The sequence below is a fragment of the Streptomyces sp. NPDC088910 genome (assembly GCF_044749865.1).
Lineage (GTDB): Bacteria > Actinomycetota > Actinomycetes > Streptomycetales > Streptomycetaceae > Actinacidiphila.
Window position 1 is genome coordinate 74,569 of the sequence record NZ_JBIVIV010000013.1, and the last position, 21,658, is coordinate 96,226.

Below are 21,658 nucleotides of genomic sequence, written 5' to 3' on the forward strand. Positions count from 1 at the left end.
GACCCCGCGTCCGCACCCGCCCGTGAACCCCACGCCCCCGCCCCTGACCTGCGACCGGGAAGGCCGCCATGCGCACACCGCACCCGCCCGCGTCGCGAACGGCGCCGCGCCCGGCCACGGCGTCCGACACCGCTGACCTCGTCGTCATCGGCGCGGGCGTGATCGGTGCCGCCGCCGCGTACTTCGCGGCGCGCGCCGGTCTCGACGTCACGGTCCTGGACCGCGGTCCGCTGGCGGGCGGCACTTCCAGCGCGGGCGAGGGCAATCTGCTGGTCTCCGACAAGGAGCCGGGCCCCGAGCTCGATCTGGCCCTGCTCTCGCTGCGCGTGTGGCGTGACGACCTCGCGGAACACGCCGGCCTGTGGGAGTACGAGCCCAAGGGCGGTCTCGTCGTGGCCGCCACCGCGCAGGGTTCGGGGACGCTGGCCACGCTCGTACGGCATCAGCGCACCCTCGGCGTCGAGGCGGTCGAGGTGTCCGGCGACGAACTGCCCGGCTACGAACCGCTGCTGTCGCGGGAGCTGGTCTCCGGCGCGTTCTACCCGCAGGACGCCCAGGTGCAGCCCGTGCTCGTCGTCGCGCACCTGCTGCGCCTGGCCCGTGAGGCGGGCGCGCGGGTCAGGACCGGCACGGAGGTGACCGGTTTCCGCACGTCCGGGGAACGGATCACCGGCGTCGACACCCACCGCGGTCCGGTGCACGCCCCGGCCGTGCTCAACGCGGCGGGCCCGTGGGCGGGCGACGTGGCGGCGCTGGCCGGAGTACGGGTGCCGGTGCTCCCCCGGCGCGGCGCCGTCATGGTCACCCGGCCGCTCCCCCTGGTCATCCGGCACAAGGTCTACGCCGCAGAGTACGTCGCCGATGTGGCCAGCGGTGACGCCGCACTCCAGACGTCGCCCGTGGTGGAGGGCACCCGCGCGGGCACCGTCCTGATCGGCTCCTCGCGCGAACGCGTCGGCTTCGACCGGCGGCTGTCCCCCGCCGTCCCCGCGGTGCTGGCCCGCAAGGCCATCGCGCTCTTCCCGTTCCTGGCCTCGGTCCCGGCGCTGCGCTCCTACGTCGGCTTCCGCCCCTACTGCCCCGACCACCTGCCGGTGATCGGCCCCGACCCGCGGGCGCCGGGGCTGTGGCACGCCTGCGGGCACGAGGGCGCCGGGATCGGTCTGTCGGCGGGCACGGCCAGCCTGCTCGTCGGTGCGCTGACCGGCCAGGCCGTACCGCTGGACCTCGCGCCCTTCGCCCCCGAGCGCTTCGACACCAGCCCGCCCACCGAGGAACCGCAGGAGGAACCCCGTGCCCCCTCACGCTGACGACCTCGCGGCGCCCTGCACCGTGCTCCTCGACGGCCGGCCCGTCCCTGCCCGCGAGGGCCAAAGCGTCGGCTCCGCCCTGATGGCGGCGGGCATCGTCGCCTGGCGGTCGACCCGCGTCGAGGGCCGACCGCGCGGCCTGTTCTGCGGGATCGGCGTCTGCTTCGACTGCCTGATCACCGTGGACGGCCACCGCGACCAGCGCGCCTGCCAGGTGCCGGCGGCCGACGGCATGCGGCTGGAGACGGCGCCCGCCACGTACGAAGGCGCCGACCGATGACGGGCGCCGCCACGACGGCGGAGGCCGAGGTCGCACGGGCCGAGGTCGCGGTGGTCGGCGCGGGTCCCGCGGGGCTGGCCGCGGCGGTGACCGCCGCCGAGGCGGGGCTGAGCGTCATCCTGGTCGACGCGGCGGCGCGCCCCGGCGGCCAGTTCTGGCGGCACGGACCGGGGGGACCGCGTGCCGACGAGGGACACCACCACCTGGGCACGTACGCGGACTTGACGGAGCGGCTGTCCCGAGCCGGGGTACGGACGCTGTACGGCCGGCAGGTCTGGCGGGCCGAGCGCGGGGCCGACGGCTTCATTCTCAGGACCCGGCCCGCGCACGACACGGCCCGCGCACCGGCCGTGACGGTGGCCGTGCGCGCCCTGGTGCTCTGTCCGGGCGGATACGACCGCCAACTGCCCATTCCCGGCTGGGACTTGCCCGGTGTCATGGCGGCGGGCGGCGTGCAGGCGCTGCTCAAGGCGGACGGCACCCTGGCCGGGCGGCGGGCGGTGGTGGCCGGGACCGGCCCCTTCCTGCTCCCGGTGGCGACGGGCCTCGCCGCGGCCGGGGCGGACGTACCCCTGGTCTGCGAGGCGAACACGCTGCGCGGCTGGCTGCGCGAGGCCGGCGGCGCGGCGCGGGAACCGGCCAAGGCGGTGGAGGCGGCGCGGTACGCGGCGCTGCTTGCGCGCCACCGTATCCCGTACCGGACGAGGACCGTCGTCACCCACATCCTCGGCGGGACGCGCGTCCGCGCGGTCCGGGTGGCGCCGCTGGGCCGCGACGGCCGCCCCGTCACCGCGCGCGCCACCGAGGTCGCGGCGGATCTGGTGGCGCTCGGCTGGGGTTTCACCCCCGCTCTCGAACTGCCGCTGGCGCTGGGCGCGCGGACGCGGGTGGACGTGGACGGCTCACTGGTCGCGGTGGTGGACGCGTGGCAGCGCGCGAGCGTGCCCGGCGTCTACCTCGCCGGGGAGTGCACCGGGGTCGGGGGCGCCGCGCTCGCCCTGCGCGAGGGCCGGTTGAGCGGGATCGCCGTGGCCGCCGATCTAGGCAGGTCCTACGACCGCGGCGCCGTACGCCGTCTGCGGTCGGGCATTCGGCGGGGTCGCCGCTTCGCCGCGGCGATGCACACCGCCCATCCGGTCCCGGCGCACTGGACGGCGTGGCTCACGCCCGACACGGTCGTCTGCCGCTGCGAGGAGGTCACCTTCGCGGCGCTCGACGAGGCCCACCGCACGCTGGGCGCGGACGACCCGCGCACCCTCAAGCAGCTCGCCCGCCCCGGTATGGGCATGTGCCAGGGCCGTGTGTGCGGCTTCGCGACCACCGCGATCAGCGCCGCCCTCACCGGCCGCCCCGCCACCGCCGCCGACCACCGCGGCCTGGCCACCCGCCCGCTGGCCTTCCCCGTGCCGCTGGGCGAGATCGCCGCGGCGGACGGGGACGGCGACGGCGACGGCGACGGGGGCGGTCCTGACGCGTAAGAGGCGCGCTCAGGCATGGCGCGCTCAGGCATGGCGCACTCAGCCATGGCGTCCTCAGGCATGCGGCACGACATGGTGCCGCTGAGCCCAGCCGTTTACGGTTCGCTGCTCCCCGTCGCGTGGCGGTAGTCGCGGGGCGAGAGGTGGTAGGCGGTGCGGAAGGAACGGGTGAAGGTGGAGTGGTCCTTGAATCCCCAGCGGGCGGCTATGCGGTGAATGGGGAGATCCCGGAGGGCGGGGTCGCGCAGGTCCCGGCGGGCGCGCTCCAGGCGGAGGCGGCGGATCCAGGCGGCGAGGGTGGTCTCGCGCGTGGTGAAGAGCCGGTGGAGGTAGCCGACGGAGACGTGCAGGGCGTCGGCGATGTGGGTCGGCGAGAGGTCGGGGTCGTGCAGATGCTGCTGGACGAAGGCTTCGACGCTCAGCAGGAGTGTGCGTCGGCGTGAGTCCTCGCGGAGGGCGGCTTCCGCGTCGAGGTGGTGGGCGACGACGGCGGTGAGCAGGTCCTCGGAGATACGGGCCAGCCGCCCGAGGTCGTCGGGGCGGTAGGCCGCCTGCGTGGTCAGGCCGGTGAGGAAGTGCACGAGCATGCCCGCGAACCCGGCCTGTCCCGGCAGGGGCCGGGCCAGCAGGCGTTCGATCCGGTCGGCGGGCTGTCCGAGCTGTGCGCGCGGGATGTGGACGCGTACGAGTGTGGTGGGCTCGCCGCCCGCGCCGAGTTGGAGTCCGAAGGGGCGCGAGCTGTCGTAGAGGACGATGTCCGTCGACTCCAGGACCGCCTCGCGGCCGAGCTGGCTCATGACGAGCTTGCCCGAGGGCGCCATGGCCAGGCAGAGGAGTTCCGGATCCGCCTGGCGGACCATCTTCGGCGTGCGGACGACCTGCGAGGGCGAGACCCTCAGCTCGACCACGTTCACCGCCGCGAGGTCGACGGTCCTGGCCGACGCCCTGAAGTCTTCCGCCTCCCGGCTGGACAGGCTCATCGGGTGCTCGCTGGTGACGAACAGCTCGTTGAGGGCCGCCAGCCGGTCCGGCGGCGACAGATCGTCACGATCGAACATCGTCCGCATCATGGCTCCCCCTCGGACCGCGGTGGCCGCGTCCCGGAGTCTCCGGCCGCGGACCGCCTCGGGCCAAGTATCCCCCGGTGGTCGTCGGACCCGCCCAAGGCGCGGACCCCGCCGGGGCACGGCCCGACTACCGCGCGCCCACCAGGACTTCCGCCGCGGCGACACCGGAGGCGGCCGTCGCGCCATGCGTGAAGATCTGCGCGGCGCCCTGGACGGAGTCGCCCGGCAGGCCCATTTCGACGACGATCGCGTCGGGACGTGCCCCGGCGAGTTCGGCGAGCGCGCGGCCCATCCACTTGTTGCGGGAGGCGTCCCTGACGACGACGACCAGCGGGCGCCCGGCGGCGGGCGCGAGCGCGTACGACTCCAGGAGGGCGGCGTCGGCGGCGAGTTCCTGGTGGTGGACGCGGACGAAGGTGGTGCCGGGCAGCCGCTCGCGCAGCGGGGCCGCGACGCCCCAGGGGGTCTCCTTGCCGATGGCCAGGTTGGTGGACGGCACCAGTTCGACCACGTGCGGGGGCGCGGTCAGCGGGAGGACGTCGCCCGCGGAGCCGCCGAGGCGTATGGCGCGGCGGGCGGCGACGTAACCGATGTCGCCGCTGACCGGATTGACCGGAACCGCCCGCGCCAGGCCGGTCGACCACTCGGCGAAGGCGCGGACCCGCTCGGACGCCTCCTCCAGCCGCGCCTGCGTGAGGTCGCCCGACCGTACGGCGTCGGCGAGCGCGTCGGTGAGCAGGTCGACGGTGTCGGCCCCGGAGTTCTCGCCGCCGACACAGACCGCGTCGCAGCCCGCGACGACGGCCTTCACCGTGGCGCCGTCGATGCCGTAGCGGTCGGTGACGGCGCCCATCTCGATGGCGTCGGTGACGATCAGGCCGTCGAAGCCGAGTTCCTTGCGGAGCAGCCCGTCGAGGATGCGGCTGCTGAGGGTGGCCGGAACGTGCGGGTCGTAGGCGGGCACGAGGAGGTGACCGCTCATCACGGCGCGCACGCCCGCGCGGACGGCGGCCTCGAAGGGCGGCAGGGCCTGGGCGGCGATGGTCGCGAGGTCGGCGTCGTAGCTGGGCAGGCCGTGGTGGGAGTCGACGGCGACGTCCCCGTGGCCGGGGAAGTGCTTGGCGCAGGCGGCGACTCCGGCCGACTGGAGGCCCTGGATCCAGGCGCCCGCGTGCCGGGCGACCAGACCGGCGTCGACGCCGAAGGAGCGCACCCCGATGATCGGGTTGTCCGGGTTGGAGTTGACGTCCACGCTGGGCGCGTAGTTGAGGCTGACGCCGGCGGCGTGCAGTTGGCGGCCGAGGTCGCGGGCGACGGACTCGGTGAGGTCGGGGTCGTCCACGGCGCCGAGCGCGAAGTTGCCGGGCCGGGTGGAGCCGGTCGAGGACTCGATACGGGTGACGTCCCCGGCTTCCTCGTCGATCGCGATGATCAACGCGGGGTTCTCGGCGCGCAGTTGCGCGGTCAGCCGGGCCACCTGCTGGGGCGAGGCGATGTTGCGCGAGAAGAGGACGACGGAGGCCAGGCCGTCACCGATGGCCCGCAGCACCCACTCCGGCGCCTCCGTCCCCACGAAGCCGGGCTGGAGAACGGAGAGCGCGAGTCGTCGCAGCTCCTTGTCGGGCGTGCTGGAGGACATCAACTGGGCCTTCCACGTAGAGCCAACGCATTTGTGACACGGCGGACATTGGTACAGACCATCCGGATACTCGCCCAGCGTGATCTGGGGTGTCAAGTGCCTGACGCACGTACACCGGCCACATCGGCCGGGGCGTCCGGGAGACCGCGCCTGACCTGGTCCGTCGCCGCCGGGGAAGCCGCGTCACCCGTGGTAGGGCCCGGATCGCGCACGGCGACGAGGTGGCCGAATCGCCGCCTTCGGGCGGCGCGACACGTCAACTCCACGGTTGACATGGGCGGTTGGTCTAATCCATTTTAGTGGGACGCGAGTTCAGCGAGCGACAAGCGCGGCGTAGTGCCATGAATGATGGGCAAGTTGCGAACGTCCGTTGCCGTACGCACCCACTCGCCCACCGACGGCAACGCACGGTTCCGCCGTGCTTTGACGTAGGCACATGTAGTGGCGGTCGCCCAGAACCACTCTCGGCACCGGACGCGATTGCCTGTCCCCACACGGCCGATCCGTCCCGGCCGAAGGAAAGCCCGGGGGCGATCCGCATCACAGAACCGAACCCTGGAGCGACTGCTTTGTCGGCGCCTGATCATTCCTTTCGAGCCTCTTCCGAACGCCCGTACTTCAGCTCGGACGGCGAGACCTACCTCACACCGACTCCGCTGCGGAACCTCCGCAAGACACAGAAACTCCGTGTGCTGTCGGAAGAGGACTTCACTTTCTGGCAGACCTACGGATACGTCGTGGTGCGGCAGGCGATACCCGCCGTCGCGGCCGACGAGCTCCTGGAATTCGCCTGGAATTTCCAGGGACTTGATCCGGCCCGCCCGGACACCTGGTACGAGGAGCGGGAGTTCCGCTCGGATCTCGACAGGGAACTGCACATCTACGGTTTCGTCGAGGCTTACCAGCACCAGCTCATGTGGGACAGCCGGCAGTCGCAGCGCGTCTACGACGCCTTCGTTGACGTATGGGACTGCGAAGAGCTGTGGGTGACGCTGGACCGGCTCAACCTCAACCCGCCCAACATCAAGAACCGGGACCGCGCCCACATCGCGCCGACCGAGCGCGGCTTCGACATCACGCTGCACTGGGACATCGACACCACGCTGGAGGTGCTCCCGCAGCGCGTCCAGGGGATCATCGCGCTCAACGACACCAAGCCCGACCAGGGCGGCTTCCAGTGCGCGCCCGACCTCTTCCACCGGTTCGAGGAGTGGAAGGCGCTCCAGCCGGAGGACCGCGACCCGATCCGGCCGAGCGTCGACCGCGCCGAATACCCCGTCATCCAGCCCGATCTCAAGGCCGGTGACCTGCTGATCTGGAACGGGCTGCTCGCGCACGGCGTCGCGCCCAACACCTCGCAGAGCGGCGTCCGCGCCGCCCAGTACCTCTCGATGATGCCCGCCCTGGAGTCGCACCAGGAGCTGCGGGACTCGCGCGTCAACTCCTGGCGGACGCTCAGCACTCCGGAGTGGAACGGCACGCTGGTCGGCGACGCCACCCGGCACGAGTCCCTGCGGTACGGACCCGCGGAGCTGACCGACCTGGGCGCCAAGCTGCTGGGCCGCGACTCCTGGAAGCAGCCGTCCGCGGAGCAGGGAACCGGGGAGCGGACATGCGCCGAATCTGCCTGACGCTTCCCACCAACAGGCCCTGCGCGACAACGATATCGGCGGTGCACGAGGAGGCGGCCCACGCCGCCACGCACTTCGACGTCGAGGTGCGTCTGCTGGTCCTGGACTCCTCCGACGCCGGAGCCCGCGAGCAGCACGCGCGGGTCGTGCGCGGTCTGCCGGCCGTACCGGGCGTCGTCGTGCACCACCTCGGCGAGGCGGAGCAGCGCGACTTCCTGCGGCGGGTCATCGAGCGGGCCGCGCCGGACAAGCCCGAGTTGATGCTCGATCTGATGCTGCCCGCCGGGCTCTCGTACGGCGCCTGCACCAACCGCGCGTTCCTGATCGCCGCGGCGCTGGGCTGCGAGTCTGTGCACCGCAGGGACTCCGACAGCCGCTACCAGTCCGTGGACGGTCTGCCGGTCTTCCCCGTCCACCATGAGCTGTTGTCGCTCGGCAAGCGGGCGGGCGACGCGGCGGCCGGGGTGACCGAGACCGATCTGGCGGACGCGCACACCGGCAAGACCGTCTCCATGGTGGGCAGTTCCTTCATCGGCGAGATGTCCGTCGACATCGAGGAGATGCACCGGCTCGACCGCGACGCCTACTACGACGTGGTCGGGCTGTGGGCGCCGGTCCACTGGTCGTCGCGGAAGAAGCGCGAACTGGTCGACGAGTCCTTCAAGGGCGCGGGGCACGAGCCCTTCGCGGGCGACCACTCGACGCTCACCCTGGTCGACCCGATGCGGGTCGACATGTGCAACATCGCCTTCCACGGGGTCCACGAGCAGGTCCCGCTGATGCCCGCGACGGACACGATCGGCAGTGACTACTTCCTGATCCACCTCGTCCACGACGCGACGCTGCCCGGTGTCCTGCACAACCGGAACATCGTCAATTACCACACCGGTGAGCGGAAGACGGACGCCGGGTTCATGGCGTATCACTTGCGCTTCGCCAAATTCTTCCTGTCGATGCTGTATCTCAACGCCGTGTACGACCGGATGGCCGAGGCCGGTTCCGCGCTGCTGGACGACGACCACCGGATACGGGTGGCCGCGGTCGCCGAATTGCTGCGGGACAGCGCCCTGTTGGACCGTGCGGAGAATGTGGAGCGGCTGGACATCCTCGACCGGTCCTACCGCAAGCTCGGCGGCAGGTACGCCGAATTCGCGGACTCGCTCACGGAGCGGCGCGAGCGGTTGCTGGACGAGGCCCGCGGGGACATCGAGGACTACGCCCTGTTGACGGAAACATGGTCGGCGATGATTCGGGCGAGCAGAGAAACGGGTCTCGGCACACTCCAGCGGCTGCCTGGCTGACGCCGCACATGACGCACGAGAACGCCTCACTGTTCGCCGCTCTTTCGGCCAGCGCCGAGGACCGGATCGTCTTCGATCTCAGCGGTATCGAGGAACGCTACGATTCCCTGCTGCGCGAGCTGCCGGGAATCGCGGTGCGCTTCGCCATGAAATCCTGTCCCGTGGACGAAGTGCTCGCCTGTCTTGTCGCGAAAGGCAGCGGATTCGACGCGGCGAGTATCAACGAGATCGAGCAGGCCGTACGCTCCGGCGTCGCGGTCGGGAGAATTCACTACGGCAACACCGTCAAGTCGGACCGGGACATCGCGGCGGCCTATCGCCTCGGTGTCAGGGACTTCGCCACCGACAGCCTGGAGGACGTCGCCGCCGTCGCGGCGCACGCCCCCGGCTCGCGGGTGTTCTGCCGGCTGGCGACCGACGGTGACGGAGCGCTCTGGGGTCTGAGCAACAAGTTCGGCTGCTCGGCCGAGGACGCCGTGGCCGTGCTGGAGAAGGCGCGGGAGTCCGGGCTGCGGCCGACCGGGCTCTCCGTGCACGTCGGTTCGCAGCAGATGACGGCCGAGGCGTGGCAGCGGGCGTTCGAGCAACTGGTCGACACGCTGACCGTGCTCGGCGAGCGCGGTATGCCGCCGCGGTACGTCAATCTGGGCGGCGGCCTGCCCGCGCTCGGCTATCTCGACAAGCGCGGCAGGCCGCTCGACCCGCCGATCGACAAGATCTTCGCCGTCATCCGCGAGGGCATGCAGCGGTGCCGGGAGGCGGCGGGCGACGGCCTGGGCTTCGTGATGGAGCCGGGCCGCCATCTGGTCGCCGACCACGGGGCCGTCCGGGCGCACGTCTCCCGGCTGTCCACCCGGCACACGGCGGACGGCACGGCCCACCGCTGGCTCTACCTGAGCTGCGGGAAGTTCAACGGCCTGTACGAGATGGACGAGTTGCAGTTCCGGCTGGTCTTCCCCACCCACCCCGACACCCCGCGCGTCGAGGCCACCGTGGCCGGTCCGACCTGTGACAGCGACGACGCCTATTCGCGCGAGCACAGCCTGGTCCCGGTACCCGAGTCGGTCGTGTCGGGCGACCCGGTGTGGGTGCTGTCCAGCGGTGCCTACGCCGTCAGTTACATGACCCAGGGGTTCAACGGCTTCAGCCCGCTGCCGTACGTGTGCGTACGCGGCGCGGGCGACGGGCCGGGCCGCCCGCGGAAGGAGCACGACAGGTGAGCGACCGCGAGACACCCCGGCGCGCGGTGACGGAGCACGCGCGCGTCCGCCCTGTCGGCGACGGCGACTGGGCGGACCTCGTCGCGCTCGAAGCCGCCGCCTACACCTCGCTCGGTCTGTCCGAGGGGAGGGCCGCGCTGGAGTCGAAGGCGTGGGCGTCGCCGACGACGTGCTTCGTCCTCGACGTCGAACAGCGGCTCGCCGGTTACCTGTTGGCGCTGCCGTACCCGGTCTCGCAGGCGCCCGACCTCGCCCGCGGCGAGGAGGTGGTCTTCCGCTCGCGCAATCTGCATGTGCACGACCTCGTCATCGCCGAGGATCTGCGCGGCCGGGGCCTGGGCAAACGCCTGCTGCACCACCTCACCGGGCGGGCGCTCCGGCAGGGATACGAGCAGATGTCGCTCGTCGCGGTCGGCGGCAGTCACACCTTCTGGGCGGCGAACGGCTTCGCCGCCCAGAAGGAGGTCGTGAACTCCGAGAGCTACGGGGCCGGTTCGGTGTACATGTCCATGGCGCTGCCGACCGCGCCGACCCTCGAGAGTCCGACGCCGACCAGCGGCCTGCTGAGCGGGGCACCAACGCGAAACGAAGTGGGATAACGCCTGTGTTGCACGTTCACGATCCGTTCCGGCGCGGGCAGTTGGCGATCGGGGCGCTCTTCTTCTCGCTGGGCTTCCAATACGCCACCTGGGCGTCGCGGCTGCCCGCGATCAAGGCGCATCTGGACCTGACCGCCGCGCAGGTGGGGCTGCTGCTGATGGCCACCGGCATCGGCGCCGCCGCCGCTTTCCCGCTGGTGGCGATGCTGATGCGGCGGCTGGGCTCGCGGCTGCTGTCGCTGCTCTCGGCCGTCGGCCTGACGCTGCTGCTCATCCCGCTGTCCGTCATGCCGAACTACCCGGTCGCGCTGCTCGTCATGGGCTGTGACGGGGTGCTCGTGGCCTGCCTGAATGTGGCGATGAACGCGCAGGGCGCGGCGCTGGAGGCCGTCCATCGGCGCAACGCCATGGCCAAGCTGCACGCGACCTTCAGCGGCGGCTCGCTCGGCGCGGCCCTGCTCGCCTCCGGAATGAACACCGTCACCTCGACGATGGCGGTGCACTTCGGCGCCGCCGCCGTCCTGTTGCTCCTGCTGACCGCGTACGCCAGGAGCGGGCTGCTGACGCAGGAGCAGGTCGCGGCCAAGGACGAGGCGGCCGAGGCGCAGGAGCAGAAGGAGGACGCGGTCGCGGTCGCGGAGGAACGGGGTGCCAAGAGCCGCGGCAAGTGGACACTGCCCGCCCGTATGACCCTGTGGATGGGCTGCGCGATGGCCTTCGGCACGGTCACCGAGGGTGCGATGAACGACTGGTCGGCGATCTACATGAAGGACGTCGCCAAGGCCTCGGCCGAACTGGCGCCCATGGGCATCGCCGTCGTCTCGGTCATGATGGTGCTCGCCCGGCTCTTCGCCGACGGCTGGCGCAGCCGCTGGGGTGACGGCCTGATCGTCCGCGCGGGCAGCGCCCTGGCCGCGGCGGGCCTGGCCATCGCGCTGCTCAGCGGCGGCGTGGTCCCGGCGCTGATCGGCTTCGCCGCGGTCGGCCTGGGCATCGCCGCCGTGACGCCGTGCGTGTACGTGGCGGCGGCCGGTCAGGGTTCGGACGCGCTGACGCTGGTCGCGACGATGGGTACGACGGGGCTGCTCGCGGGGCCGCCGGTGATCGGCTTCATCGCCAACGCGACCGGTCTGGTCTGGGGCCTGGGCGCCGTGGCCGCCTCGGCGCTGGTCGTGTCCCTGTGCAGCACGCAGATCCGCTGGACGTCGACCGCCTGAGCCGCGGGCCGCGCCCCGAATCACGGTTGACGCCTCGGGGCGCGCCCGCTTCGCTGTGCAGGTGAGCACACTTCGCATCGAACGCGTACGCCCCGACGCCTTCGTCCAGGACTGGCGCGCCGTCCACAACACGGTCATCCCCACGCATCCGCTGTCCCTGGACGACGTCCGGGAGCGCAGCGGGCGCCACCTCCTGGAGGTCGCCTACCTCGACGACGTCCTGGTCGGAAACATGACGGTACGGCCGCCGACCGACGACGAGCCGGTGGTCACGGTCATCGCGCGGGTCCTCAGCGCACACCGGGGGCGGGGCTTCGGCCGGGAGCTGTACGCGCGCGGGCTCGCGCACGCGCGGGAGCTGCGGCCGGGCGCCGTCGAGACGGTGGTGCTGGAGTCCAATGAGGACGGGCTGCGCTTCGCGCTCACGCAGGGCTTCGTCGAGGTCGAGCGGTATCTGCTGCCGGGCGACACGATCCGTTACGTGACTCTGCGGCTGCCCTGAGCGGCGTCCTCCGCGCCGCCGCCGTGGCGGCCGGGGCGCAGGTCGAGCATGTGGAACACCTTGTCGTAGCGGCGCGGCCCGACCGCCACGAAGTCCGGCAGGCGGCCGTACTCACGAAAGCCCAGTGATTCGTAGAGGCCGATGGCGCGGGTGTTGTCGCCACGGGCGTCGAGGGTGAGCACTTCGATCCCGGCCCGGCGGGCGTCGGCGACCAGCGCCGCGGTCAGGGCGCGGCCGATGCCGTGGCCGTGGGCGGCGCCGTCCACGGCGAGCCGCTCCAGGTCGGCGTGGGGGCGGTGGGTGGGGCGGGTGTACCGCAGCCAGTAGCCGAACCCGACCAGGTCCTCGCCGAGATACGCGGCGCGCAGCGACCCGTCACCGGCCCGTACCGCGGTCAGGACCCGGTCGAGGAGGGCCGTGACCTCGTCGGGGCCGGGCGGCTCCAGCCAGCCGAGCGGGGCGCCGCCCCGGACCAGCGGGGCCAGCAGCGCGTGCGCCGCTCCGGGGTCCAGCGCTCGCGCCCGCTCGATGCGCAGCCCGTCCCCGAGCGCGCCCGCCTCAGCCGTCGTCATCGCGTTCCGCCTCTCCCGCGCAGGTGCTTCCGTCCGTGGGCCGCCGCGCCCGGGTACCGCCGGGTTCCGGCCGCCTGTTTCCGTCCCACATCATCTCCGGCGGGACCTCGCCGACACCTCCCCGCGCGACCGCGTTCACGCCCGAGTCGTACAGTGGCGACATGGCCGTCAGTATTCTGGACATTCCCGGCGTCGCAGCCGTGCGGCAGCGGTTGCGCGCGGAATTGCTGGCGCGGGTGGCGGGGCCCTCGGGGCCGGAGAACCGGGCGCGGATCCAGGACGCGCGGGGGCCGCGATGGATCGGTCCCGAGCGGCCGATCCGCGTGGTGCACGGTGACGCGTCGATGTTCATCGGGGGCTTGCGTGCGCTGCTGTTGCAGTCGCTGCATCCGCTGGCGATGGCCGCGGTCGCCGCGCACTCCGGCTACCGGGGAGATCCGTGGGGCCGGCTCCAGCGCACCAGCACCTTTCTCGCGGTCACGACCTTCGGCACCGCCGAGGACGCGCGGCAGGCCGTCGAGCAGGTACGGGCGGTGCACGCGCGCGTCAGCGGCACGACCGCGGAGGGGGAGCCGTACCGGGCCTCGGATCCGCATCTGCTGGGCTGGGTGCACGTCGCCGAGGTGGACAGCTTCCTGCGCGCTCATCAGCGGTACGGGGCGCGGCCGTTGGACGCCGCGGGCTGCGACGCCTACGTGGCGGACACCGCGCGGGTCGCGGAGGCCCTCGGTGTCCTCGACCCGCCGCGCGACCAGGCGGCGCTGACCGCCCGGCTCGCCGCGTACCGGCCGGAGTTGCGGTCCACGGCCGAGGCGCGGGACGCGGCGCGTTTCCTGCTGCTCGACCCGCCGCTGCCGTGGGCCGCCCGCGGCCCGTACGCGATCTTGGCCGCGGGCGCGGTGGGGCTGCTTCCTTCGTGGGCCCGCAGCCCGCTGCGGCTGCCGTATCTGCCGATCACCGAGGCGACCGGCGTCCGGCTCGCGGGGCACGGTCTGACCAGGACGATCCGCTGGGCGATGGCTCCGGAGGCCGCCGCGCGGTCCGACGGGCCGTCAGAAGGCTGACGGGCGGGGCCGGAAGACGGCGCAGAGGCGGGGCGGACCGGTGTCGGTCCGCCCCGCCCGCGAGAAACGGGAGGTCAGCCCGCGAAGGCCGTCGTCCCGGCCGGGGTGCCGAGACCGGTCGGACCGTCGTAACCGGCCTTGCCGGTGCACAGGTAGCTGCCGGAGCAGCTTCCGTTGGAGCCGCTGGTCACGTCGTTGAGCGCCGTGGTGTGGGCGTACGGGAAGGACGTCGGGTACGAGCCGGAGGACGGGTTGCCCGCCAGCGCGTAGACCGAGGCGATGATCGGCGAGGAGACGCTGGTGCCGCCGAAGGTGTACCAGCCGGCCGTGACGCCGTAGGAGTCGTAGACCGCGACACCGGTGGCCGGGTCGGCGACCGCCGAGACATCGGCGATGGTCCGCTTGGAGCAGCCGGTGTCCTTCTGCCAGGACTGCTTGGCGTCGTAGGCCGAGCAGCCGGACCCGGAGCCGGACCAGACCGTCTCCGTCCAACCGCGGGTCGTGGACGACTTCTTGAGGTTGGTGCCGCCGACGGCGGTCACGTACTTCGAGGCCGCGGGGTACTCGGCACCGTAGCCGGAGTCACCGGCGCTGACCGTGATCGCGACACCGGGGTGGTTGAAGTACGAGGAGTCGTAGCTGGTGTCGGAGGACGACTCGGAACCGCCGTAGCTGTTCGAGACGAACTTCGCGCCCAGGGCGACGGCCTCGTTGACCGACTTGCCGAGGTTGGCCATGGAGGCGGAACTGGCCTCGACCAGGAGGATGTTGCACTTCGGGCAGATGGCGCTGGCCATGTCCAGGTCGAGGGAGATCTCCTCGGCCCAGCCCGAGTCGGCGCTGGGCAGGGACGTGGTGGAGCCGGTCTGGCTCACCTTCTTGAAGCAGCCGCTGGCCACCGTGCAGGCGGGCAGACCGTAGTACGACCGGTAGGCGGCCAGGTCACTGGCGGCGTTGGGGTCGTCGTACGCGTCGACGATCGCGACCGTCTCGCCGCTGCCGTTGGTGGACGCCGCCGAGGTGAGGCCGTAGGCGGCGCGCAGGTCGGTGGGACCGTAGCCGGACGGCGTGGCGGCGGTGGCCGCGTCCGGCGAGACCGTGGTGGTCCGCGCGGCGTGCACGGTGCCGCTGGTGACGCGCAGCGCCTTACAGGCCATGTCGCCCGCCTTGGCGGGCGTGGCACAGGCCCGCGCGGTGTGGACGGGCTGCGCGGCGGCCGGCGTCTGCGCGACGGCGGACGGGGTGAGGGCCAGCGCGGAAGCGGCCAGAGCGGCGACCGCTGTGAGGGGTAGACCGGCGCGACGTATCGCCGGATTCAGGGTGATGCGCAACGAACTGCCTCCTGTGGTGGGTTACCTGGGGGCCTGCGGATGCAGTGGTGCCTGCGGTGCCAGGTGGGGTGACTGAGGCACCGAACCGCCACTATGGGTGACGCGGTCACGTCAATACAGGGACCGGGCGAAGTCTCTACCTCCGCTTTGCCTTCGTCAGTTCGCCTTGGGGAAGACGTGGTCGAGAAATGACCGCGCAGGATGCATGGATTCCACTTGCGTGGTTTCGCAACTCCCCTGCGCGGTCCGCCGCTTGGGTCCGCCCTACGACGTCAGGTAGCAGGATTTGGCGACGTTCGGGATCGGGTCACCGCCGCCGAAGGCCGCGGTGGTGCAGGGCGTGCCCCCGGTGAACGTCGCGTAGAGGTAGTCGCCCGCCGCCCCGTACGCCACGGTCCTGCGGCCGGTGAAGGCGCAACTGCCGTTCTCCGCCGAGCAGGTCGCCGGAAAGCCGGGCGGGGCGCCCGCGTACGTGGAGCAGCTCTTGGCCACGCCGAAGACCGGGTCGACCCCCATCGTGTCGTTGCCGCAGGTCGTCGGGCCGTTGGAGCGGCCGGTCCAGAACGCGCCCGCGGCGCCGTACGCGACGGGTTGCGATCCGGTGGCCGCGCAGACGGACTTCTCGGCCGCGCACTGCGTCCAGTTGCCCGCGGGCGGCCCGTTCGGGGCGGCCCAGCAGCTCTTGGCCGTGTTGTACAACGGGTCGGTGCCGAAGGCGTCGTTGGTGCAGGCGACGCTGCCGGTGACCACCTGGAAGCGGAAGGCGCCGTTCGCGCCGTAGGCGACTTCCCGGGTGCCGCTGACCGCGCAGGTCCCCTTCTCCGCCGCGCACGAGGTGTAGCCCGCGGGGCCGCCGGACGGGGCGAGATAGCAGGACTTCAGTACGCCGTAGGCCGGGTCGGCGCCGCCGAAGGCGGAGGCCGCGCAGAGCGTCGCGCCGCTGACGGACCGGTAGGCGTACGCGCCCGCGCCGTAGGCCATGACCTGGCTGCCGGACGGGGTGCAGGTGCCGCCCTCGACGGCGCACAGGGTGTAGCCGGTCGGCAGCGTCGTGCCCGAGACCGAGGTGGCGAAGGGCACGGGGGCGCCGAGGCCGGTGGCGGACACCGCGTACGTCCCGGCGGGGACGCCGGTGAGGTAGACGTAACGGCCGTCGCTCGACCCGCCGTTGATGCCCGCGCCCGGGTGGAAGGCGCCGCCGCTCCACACGGTGGCGCCGTTGACGGTGACGGTGGCGTCGGCGGAGCCGTCGGTGGGTACGCCGATCCGGCCGGTGGTCCCCGCCGGGCTCGTCAGCGACTCGGTGAGGGTGCCCGCGGCCGTGTCCCGGTCCCAGGAGCCGGTCACCGTGCCCTGCGGCATGGTGATGGTGCCCTCGGTGTGGGCGAGGTCGCCGGGGTGCGGCACGAAGTCGTAGGCAGCGGTGCCGGTCGGGGACAGGCCCAGCAGGTAGAAGGTGAGGGCGGAGGTCGGTCCGGTCCCCCAGCCGTGCGCCAGGCTCATGTACGTGCCGCCGTAGTCGAAGGACCCGTCGGAGCGGAACCCCTCCCAGAACGTACTTCCCGTGCCCGTGGGGCTGCCCAGCATGTAGCCCCACTCGCGGCGGATCAGGGCCAGCGCGTTGATGTCGTCGTCGGCCGCGAAGTGGGCCTGGACCTCCATCGATCCGGGGAAGGTGCCGATGGCGCCGCCGTCCTTCTCGGGGCTGGCCGCGCCGTGGTCGTTCCACCGGGCGGCGAGCGCGTGCGCGATGGCGGTGTCCTTGTCCGCGCTGTCGGTCAGCCCGTACCAGACCGCGAGCGAGTTGCCGTCCTGCGGATAGAGCGTGCTGGTCGGGTTGTCCCGGTAGAGGCCGACCGCGCCGTTCCAGAGCCGCTGGTTGACGGCGGACTTCACGGTGGCCGCGCGCTGACGCCAGGCGGTGGCGTCCGTCGTGTCCCCCTCGACGGACGCGAGCGTCGCGCCGCTGGTGAGGGCCGCGTAGAGCAGCGCGTTGGCCTCGATGTTCTCGCCGCCCTGGCCGCCGCGCGCCCAGTCGTTGGTCCCGGTGACGTTCAGCAGGCCGTTGCCGTCGATCTTCGCGGTGATGAAGGACATGCCGAGCCGGTAGCGGCTCCACACCGAGTCCAGCCACGCCTTGTCGGCGGAGTAGGTGTAGTACGACGCCGACCCGATGAGCGTCCACGTGTGATAGGTGTCGGAGCCGTAGAAGTTGACGGCCGGACCGCCGTACTCCAGCTCACCGGTCGAGGAATTCTGGTGCTGGTAGAGGCTGTTGAGGGCGTTCTTGGTGGACGCGATGTCATGGGTCGAGACGTATTCGGTGGGCGTCGACACACCGAGGTCGCCGGGCCAGACGGCGCGGTCGCGCTTGGCGCCGTCGCTGAGGATGCCCGCTCCCGTGCCGATCACGGCGTTGTTCTCCCACCCGGAGGCGGGCGGCGGATAGGCACGGCCGGTGTCGGGCGCGATCGTGTCCATCTGGACGGTGTAGGCCCCGGCGTACCAGATCTTGTTCAGCAGCGGGTCGCTCGAATAGAAGTAGTTGGTGTACGCGGCGGGGTCGCTCATCCCGGCCGCGCCGGTGAACGCCAGCGAGACCCCGTTGAGGTCCACCCAGCCGGACGTCCCCATGAAGACCGTCAAGTAGCGGAAGCCGCCGCGCAGTTTGTCGGTCGGCATGGTGTACGTGCCCGCGCCGTCGACGGTCGCGGTCAGCGCGCCGTCGGTGCCGGAACCGGAGTACACGGTGCCGCTGCTCAAGTCGCTGACCGGGCCGACGTACAGCGACGACTCGCTGAAGGCCAGGCCGACCCGCTGCCCGCTGCCGCTCGCCCCGGCGAATCTCAGCGTCACCAGCCCGCCGACCTCCTTGCCGAAGTCGAGGACCAGATACGCGTTCGTCCCGGAGATGCGGGTCGAGGCGCCCGACAGCACATTCCCCGGTGAGGTGACGGACCCGGACGTGCCCTTGACCGCGACCGGGGCGAGCGTCCTGCTGTGCGGGGCGTAGATGTACGCGTCGCCCGCCGACCGGCCGGCGAGCCCGGTGGGGGCGGCGGCCGGAACCGCGGGGGCCGCGGCGGTACGGGCTTCGGAGGTGCGGGCATCGGCGGACGCGGGCGGCGTGGTCGACAGGCCGACGGCGGCGCACAGGGTCGCGAGGAACAGCGCGACCCTGAAGCGGCGGGAAGCGGATAAGGGCGATCGTCGCCCCGGCGGATGGGGGAAGGACATGGCTCCGGCCTCCGTGCGAGGTGGGGGTGACTCAACGGCAGACGCGAGTGAATCGTTTCATTCATACGGTGCGTGGGGAACATATGAGAGCGCTCTCCCGCGCGTCAAGGGATCGGACAGGGGGGCGGGTGCGGCCGTCGCGTCGGGGGGTGACCGCGAGCGTCACGCCAGGGGCGGGCCGGGCTCGTATCGCGGCGGGCAGGACGGCATGGCGGGGCGGGCTGGCGGCGGCCCGATCGGCGCGCGGCATGCCGGGACGCGCGGGCAGCGGCCTGAAACCGACTTGTCGGCACGCCGGGACGCTAGAGGGGCAGCGCGCAGGCGGCCCTTCACTCCTCGCTGTCGGCCGGGTCCTCGGGGGGCGTGCCGGTGAAGTACGCCATCGCCTCGGGTGCGCCCGGCCGCGGCTCGGTGTCGAAGCACGCCCACGAGCAGAAGGTCGTGGGGTTCCAGTCGCTGGTGCGCCCGCATTCGGCGCAGACCATCACCGGGTCGTCGTCAAGATCAGCCATGCGGTGAGTGTGCCCCGTCGGGCCGGTTCACAACGGGTTTGGAGCTGATATGTGCCGGTCCGCGTACCGCCGCCCGTGGGCGCGGGAGGTGACGTGAGGTTCTGGAGGTGACGTGGGGTTCGGGAGGGGCCCTAAGCCGCCGCTTCGAGGGCGGTGGTCGCGTCTCCGGCCTCGTCGTCCAGCGCCTCGGCGTCCCCGGCTTCGGCGAGCAGGGCGCGGGCGGCGGCCAGCGCGGCGCCGATCTCGCCGGTGCCGGTCGCCACGCACAGTGTGTAGGCGGTGTCACGCAGGAGGTCGCGGATCCGCGGCTCGGAGCGGACCTCGGGGCTCTGGGAATTCAAGTGCTCGTACCGCTCGACCAGTTCACGCAGCGCGGCAGGGTGGGCCGACATCGTCACAGCCTCTCGTGGAAAATTGCTCACCCCGTGTCACGGGGCAAGAGTCGCCTACCCCGTAACAGGCCGTCCACTCCCCTAAATCGTGATTGATCGGGAGCGGGTGACCGACCGTCAGACCGTCAGTAACCGCGGCTGCGGTAGGTGGCGTTGGCGCGGTCGAGTCGGGTGGTGCGCAGACGGCGCTCCTCGGCCAACTCCTCGACGGCGTGCCGGAGTGCGCGCAGCACCACCCGCGAGGGGCTGCCCGTGGGGACCTCGTCCGGCGGCGGCTCGTCGCCCTTGACCCCGATGAGGGTGGCGAGCGCCCTGAGGACCGGCGCGTCCGACGCCCAGTGCTGGGCCGCCCGGCGCCGACCCGGCGTGTCGGCGAGGACGCGTCGGCTGGTGGGGAGCAGGCCCCAGCGCCGGTGCCGCTCGGGGACCAGCGTGCCGTCCTCTTCGAGCGCGGCGATGTACGCGGTCGGCAGGTCCCGGCCCCGGCGCCACAGCCAGTCCTCGACGCGCTCCCCCGGATTGTCGTCCGCGCCGCTCTCCGCGGCCGGTTCCGCCCGCTTGCCCGTCGGCCTGTCCGCCGCCTCGCCCGCCGCTTTTTCCGTCGCCTTGTCCGTCGCCCTGCCCGGGTCGCGGTCGGCGGCCTCCGCGGAGCGCGTCGCCGTCTCGTACGCCGTCAGCGCCTCCCCCAGCAGCCGGTCCGCGGTGCGCCGCTCGCCTTCCGGCCGGGGTACGGGCACCACGCGGTCGCCGCGCAGCGTCAGCTCCTTCGCCGCGATGAGGTCGATCAGCTCGGCCCCGGCCAGGGCGAGGGAGAGGTCGCCGCGGTCCACGAGGAGGTCGGGCGGCACGTCCATGGCGACGACGATCAGGTCTCGTGGTGTGGTCATCGCGCTGCTCCGCATCGTGGGCGGCGCGGCCGGGCCGCCGGACGGCGGTCGCCGGCCCGGAGGCGGTCCGGCCTGGACCGCTGTGAAGGACGTGCCACAAAACTACCCAACGCGACCGCGACCCGGCGGGTACTCCGGCGGCGGGGCTCTCAAGGACACCCGATAGGGGCGAGGGCCCGGGTCGGCGTGGCCGCCGCCTCCGCCCCGACTGTCATGTCCGTCCGGGACGTCACCGCCGCCGTGTCCGCTACTTCTGCCCCTTCATCACGTTGCGCACCGTGGCGATCAGCGCGGGCTGGTACGCCCGCAGGTCGGTCTCGGAGGTGCTGTCGCCCTGCTGCCCGTCCACGCTGGTGGCGAGGTAGTTGTAGCCGTTGAGGGTGAGGGTGAACACCGCGCCGCCGTCGAGGACTTTGAGCTGCTGCGACCCCGCGTTGATGGTGAGGAAGTACGCCTTGTCCCCGAGGTCGGGGACGGATTCGGTGGTCGTGACGGGGATGAGGTCGGCGGTGTCGAGATCGCGCTGGTCCTCGAATTCGGCGGCGGGGTCGGTCGCCTTGTGCAGGTCGACGCCGACGACCACCTCGTAACGCGCCGTGCCGCCGCGCAGCGGGATCGGTGACGTGGTCTCGATCGTGCAGCGGATCTGGTCGAGCGCGGGGCCGAGGTGGACCACCGCGGGTGAGACGGTCTGGGTGTCGGTGGCCTTGAGCGCGTCGGTGAGCGGCTTGAGGGTGAGTCCCGCGCACGGGCTGCCGTGCAGGACGTAGCCGTGCATGTCCGGTGCGCCGCTGTGCCGCGGGCCGTACGCGTACAGGCCGCCCGCCCACGCGGCGGACGCGACGAGGGCGCCGCCGAGGCCGACCGCCCACAGGCGCCTGCCGCCCGGGCCGAAGGCGGCCGGTCGGGGGGCGGGGTCCCCGTCGGAGACCATGTCCGCGGGCGTGGGCTCGTCGAGTCCGCCCGTCAGTTCCGGCTCGGATATCACGGCTGCTCCTCGCGGTGCGCCCGGTCGTGCGTCCGGCGGTGCGCGTTGGTGTGGCCCGTCGTGCGCTGCACACGTCGATCGCCTGGTCAGCAGATTGTCGCCGCCGCCCCGCTCGGCGCACCAGTGACCGTACGCCCTGTCGTGCCCCGGCAACGCCCGAATCGTCCAGGCGGCACGGGAGGGACGGGCGGGAAGGGGAGGACGGGGCGCGGCGGGGGCGCGTGTCGGGGTCCGGCGGGGGCCCGGGCGGCAGCACGATGCCCCGGCGCGGGGGCCGGGGCAGGGGGTGTCGGTTCGTACGCGTATGCGGAGGACGTGCGTCCGCACAGGGCGCGGCCGAGGGCCGTGGCGTCGCGTCGCGGGACCCGCGGAACGGACAAGCGAAGGTCCCGCAGCCGGGGGGGGTGGCTGCGGGACCTCTTCTACCTTGG

The 21,658-nt window shown here is 72.5% G+C and carries 19 protein-coding genes; 10 read left to right on the top strand and 9 right to left on the bottom strand.

Annotation, left to right across the window (positions count from 1 at the left end; translation table 11 throughout):
* Positions 1-68 precede the first annotated feature (68 nt).
* The 3 genes from ACIP4Z_RS27180 to ACIP4Z_RS27190 are packed head-to-tail and all read left to right on the top strand — an operon-like array spanning position 69 to position 3,068.
* Complete coding sequence (locus ACIP4Z_RS27180) at positions 69-1,310, top strand: NAD(P)/FAD-dependent oxidoreductase (protein ID WP_401312419.1); 1,242 nt, start codon at positions 69-71, stop codon at positions 1,308-1,310.
* The gene (locus ACIP4Z_RS27185; RefSeq protein WP_401312421.1) at positions 1,294-1,590 is read left to right on the top strand and encodes a (2Fe-2S)-binding protein; all 297 of its coding nucleotides are present in this window, start codon (positions 1,294-1,296) and stop codon (positions 1,588-1,590) included. The genes ACIP4Z_RS27180 and ACIP4Z_RS27185 overlap by 17 nt, the downstream gene beginning before the upstream one ends.
* Positions 1,587-3,068, top strand: a complete 1,482-nt coding sequence (locus tag ACIP4Z_RS27190; RefSeq protein WP_401312423.1) for an FAD-dependent oxidoreductase — start codon at positions 1,587-1,589, stop codon at positions 3,066-3,068. The genes ACIP4Z_RS27185 and ACIP4Z_RS27190 overlap by 4 nt, the downstream gene beginning before the upstream one ends.
* Positions 3,069-3,163: 95 nt before the next feature.
* Here ACIP4Z_RS27190 and ACIP4Z_RS27195 read toward each other — a convergent pair whose 3' ends face one another.
* Together ACIP4Z_RS27195 and ACIP4Z_RS27200 are read right to left on the bottom strand one after the other, a co-directional pair.
* Entirely contained in the window at positions 3,164-4,126 is a 963-nt protein-coding gene (locus ACIP4Z_RS27195) for a helix-turn-helix domain-containing protein (RefSeq protein ID WP_401312425.1), read from the bottom strand.
* Positions 4,127-4,262: 136 nt separating this feature from the next.
* Positions 4,263-5,774 (bottom strand): glycoside hydrolase family 3 N-terminal domain-containing protein, encoded by a 1,512-nt coding sequence (locus ACIP4Z_RS27200; protein WP_391049952.1) that lies wholly within the window; start codon positions 5,772-5,774, stop codon positions 4,263-4,265.
* A 569-nt stretch (positions 5,775-6,343) separates the two neighbouring features.
* Between ACIP4Z_RS27200 and ACIP4Z_RS27205 the strand changes: the two genes are divergently transcribed.
* From ACIP4Z_RS27205 to ACIP4Z_RS27230, 6 genes are all read left to right on the top strand, one after another.
* A complete protein-coding gene (locus ACIP4Z_RS27205) occupies positions 6,344-7,405 on the top strand; it encodes a phytanoyl-CoA dioxygenase family protein (RefSeq protein WP_355348388.1) in 1,062 nt (353 codons plus the stop codon).
* Positions 7,387-8,706, top strand: coding sequence for a DUF6271 family protein (locus ACIP4Z_RS27210; RefSeq protein WP_401312429.1), 1,320 nt, complete (start codon positions 7,387-7,389; stop codon positions 8,704-8,706). Before ACIP4Z_RS27205 ends, ACIP4Z_RS27210 begins: the two co-directional genes overlap by 19 nt.
* Before the next feature lie 8 nt (positions 8,707-8,714).
* The gene (locus tag ACIP4Z_RS27215; protein WP_401312432.1) at positions 8,715-9,926 is read left to right on the top strand and encodes a type III PLP-dependent enzyme; all 1,212 of its coding nucleotides are present in this window, start codon (positions 8,715-8,717) and stop codon (positions 9,924-9,926) included.
* Positions 9,923-10,525, top strand: coding sequence for a GNAT family N-acetyltransferase (locus ACIP4Z_RS27220; RefSeq protein ID WP_401312435.1), 603 nt, complete (start codon positions 9,923-9,925; stop codon positions 10,523-10,525). The genes ACIP4Z_RS27215 and ACIP4Z_RS27220 overlap by 4 nt, the downstream gene beginning before the upstream one ends.
* A gap of 5 nt (positions 10,526-10,530) precedes the next feature.
* Positions 10,531-11,742, top strand: coding sequence for an MFS transporter (locus tag ACIP4Z_RS27225; RefSeq protein ID WP_401312437.1), 1,212 nt, complete (start codon positions 10,531-10,533; stop codon positions 11,740-11,742).
* 61 nt (positions 11,743-11,803) lie between these two features.
* Positions 11,804-12,244 carry a GNAT family N-acetyltransferase gene (locus ACIP4Z_RS27230; protein WP_401312440.1) on the top strand — a complete coding sequence of 147 codons (441 nt, stop codon included), beginning with the start codon at positions 11,804-11,806 and terminating at the stop codon, positions 12,242-12,244.
* Here the strand turns inward: ACIP4Z_RS27230 and ACIP4Z_RS27235 are convergent.
* Entirely contained in the window at positions 12,220-12,816 is a 597-nt protein-coding gene (locus tag ACIP4Z_RS27235) for a GNAT family N-acetyltransferase (RefSeq protein ID WP_401312443.1), read from the bottom strand. The genes ACIP4Z_RS27230 and ACIP4Z_RS27235 overlap by 25 nt on opposite strands.
* Positions 12,817-12,977: 161 nt before the next feature.
* Between ACIP4Z_RS27235 and ACIP4Z_RS27240 the strand changes: the two genes are divergently transcribed.
* Complete coding sequence (locus ACIP4Z_RS27240; protein ID WP_401312446.1) at positions 12,978-13,880, top strand: oxygenase MpaB family protein; 903 nt, start codon at positions 12,978-12,980, stop codon at positions 13,878-13,880.
* A gap of 74 nt (positions 13,881-13,954) precedes the next feature.
* Here the strand turns inward: ACIP4Z_RS27240 and ACIP4Z_RS27245 are convergent, their stop codons facing one another.
* The 6 genes from ACIP4Z_RS27245 to ACIP4Z_RS27270 all read right to left on the bottom strand — a co-directional run bounded on the left by ACIP4Z_RS27245 (position 13,955) and on the right by ACIP4Z_RS27270 (position 21,227).
* Positions 13,955-15,211: a peptidase S8 gene (locus ACIP4Z_RS27245; RefSeq protein WP_391049934.1), complete on the bottom strand. Its 1,257-nt coding sequence runs from the start codon at positions 15,209-15,211 to the stop codon at positions 13,955-13,957.
* 264 nt (positions 15,212-15,475) lie between these two features.
* Positions 15,476-18,448, bottom strand: a complete 2,973-nt coding sequence (locus ACIP4Z_RS27250) for an MGH1-like glycoside hydrolase domain-containing protein (RefSeq protein WP_401312450.1) — start codon at positions 18,446-18,448, stop codon at positions 15,476-15,478.
* 329 nt (positions 18,449-18,777) lie between these two features.
* The gene (locus tag ACIP4Z_RS27255) at positions 18,778-18,960 is read right to left on the bottom strand and encodes a hypothetical protein (RefSeq protein WP_401312453.1); all 183 of its coding nucleotides are present in this window, start codon (positions 18,958-18,960) and stop codon (positions 18,778-18,780) included.
* A gap of 131 nt (positions 18,961-19,091) precedes the next feature.
* A complete protein-coding gene (locus tag ACIP4Z_RS27260) occupies positions 19,092-19,352 on the bottom strand; it encodes a DUF5133 domain-containing protein (protein WP_391161810.1) in 261 nt (86 codons plus the stop codon).
* Positions 19,353-19,477: 125 nt separating this feature from the next.
* Positions 19,478-20,239 (bottom strand): GPP34 family phosphoprotein, encoded by a 762-nt coding sequence (locus ACIP4Z_RS27265; protein WP_401312457.1) that lies wholly within the window; start codon positions 20,237-20,239, stop codon positions 19,478-19,480.
* Between the two features lie 247 nt (positions 20,240-20,486).
* Positions 20,487-21,227 (bottom strand): hypothetical protein, encoded by a 741-nt coding sequence (locus ACIP4Z_RS27270; RefSeq protein WP_391161812.1) that lies wholly within the window; start codon positions 21,225-21,227, stop codon positions 20,487-20,489.
* Positions 21,228-21,658 lie beyond the last annotated feature (431 nt).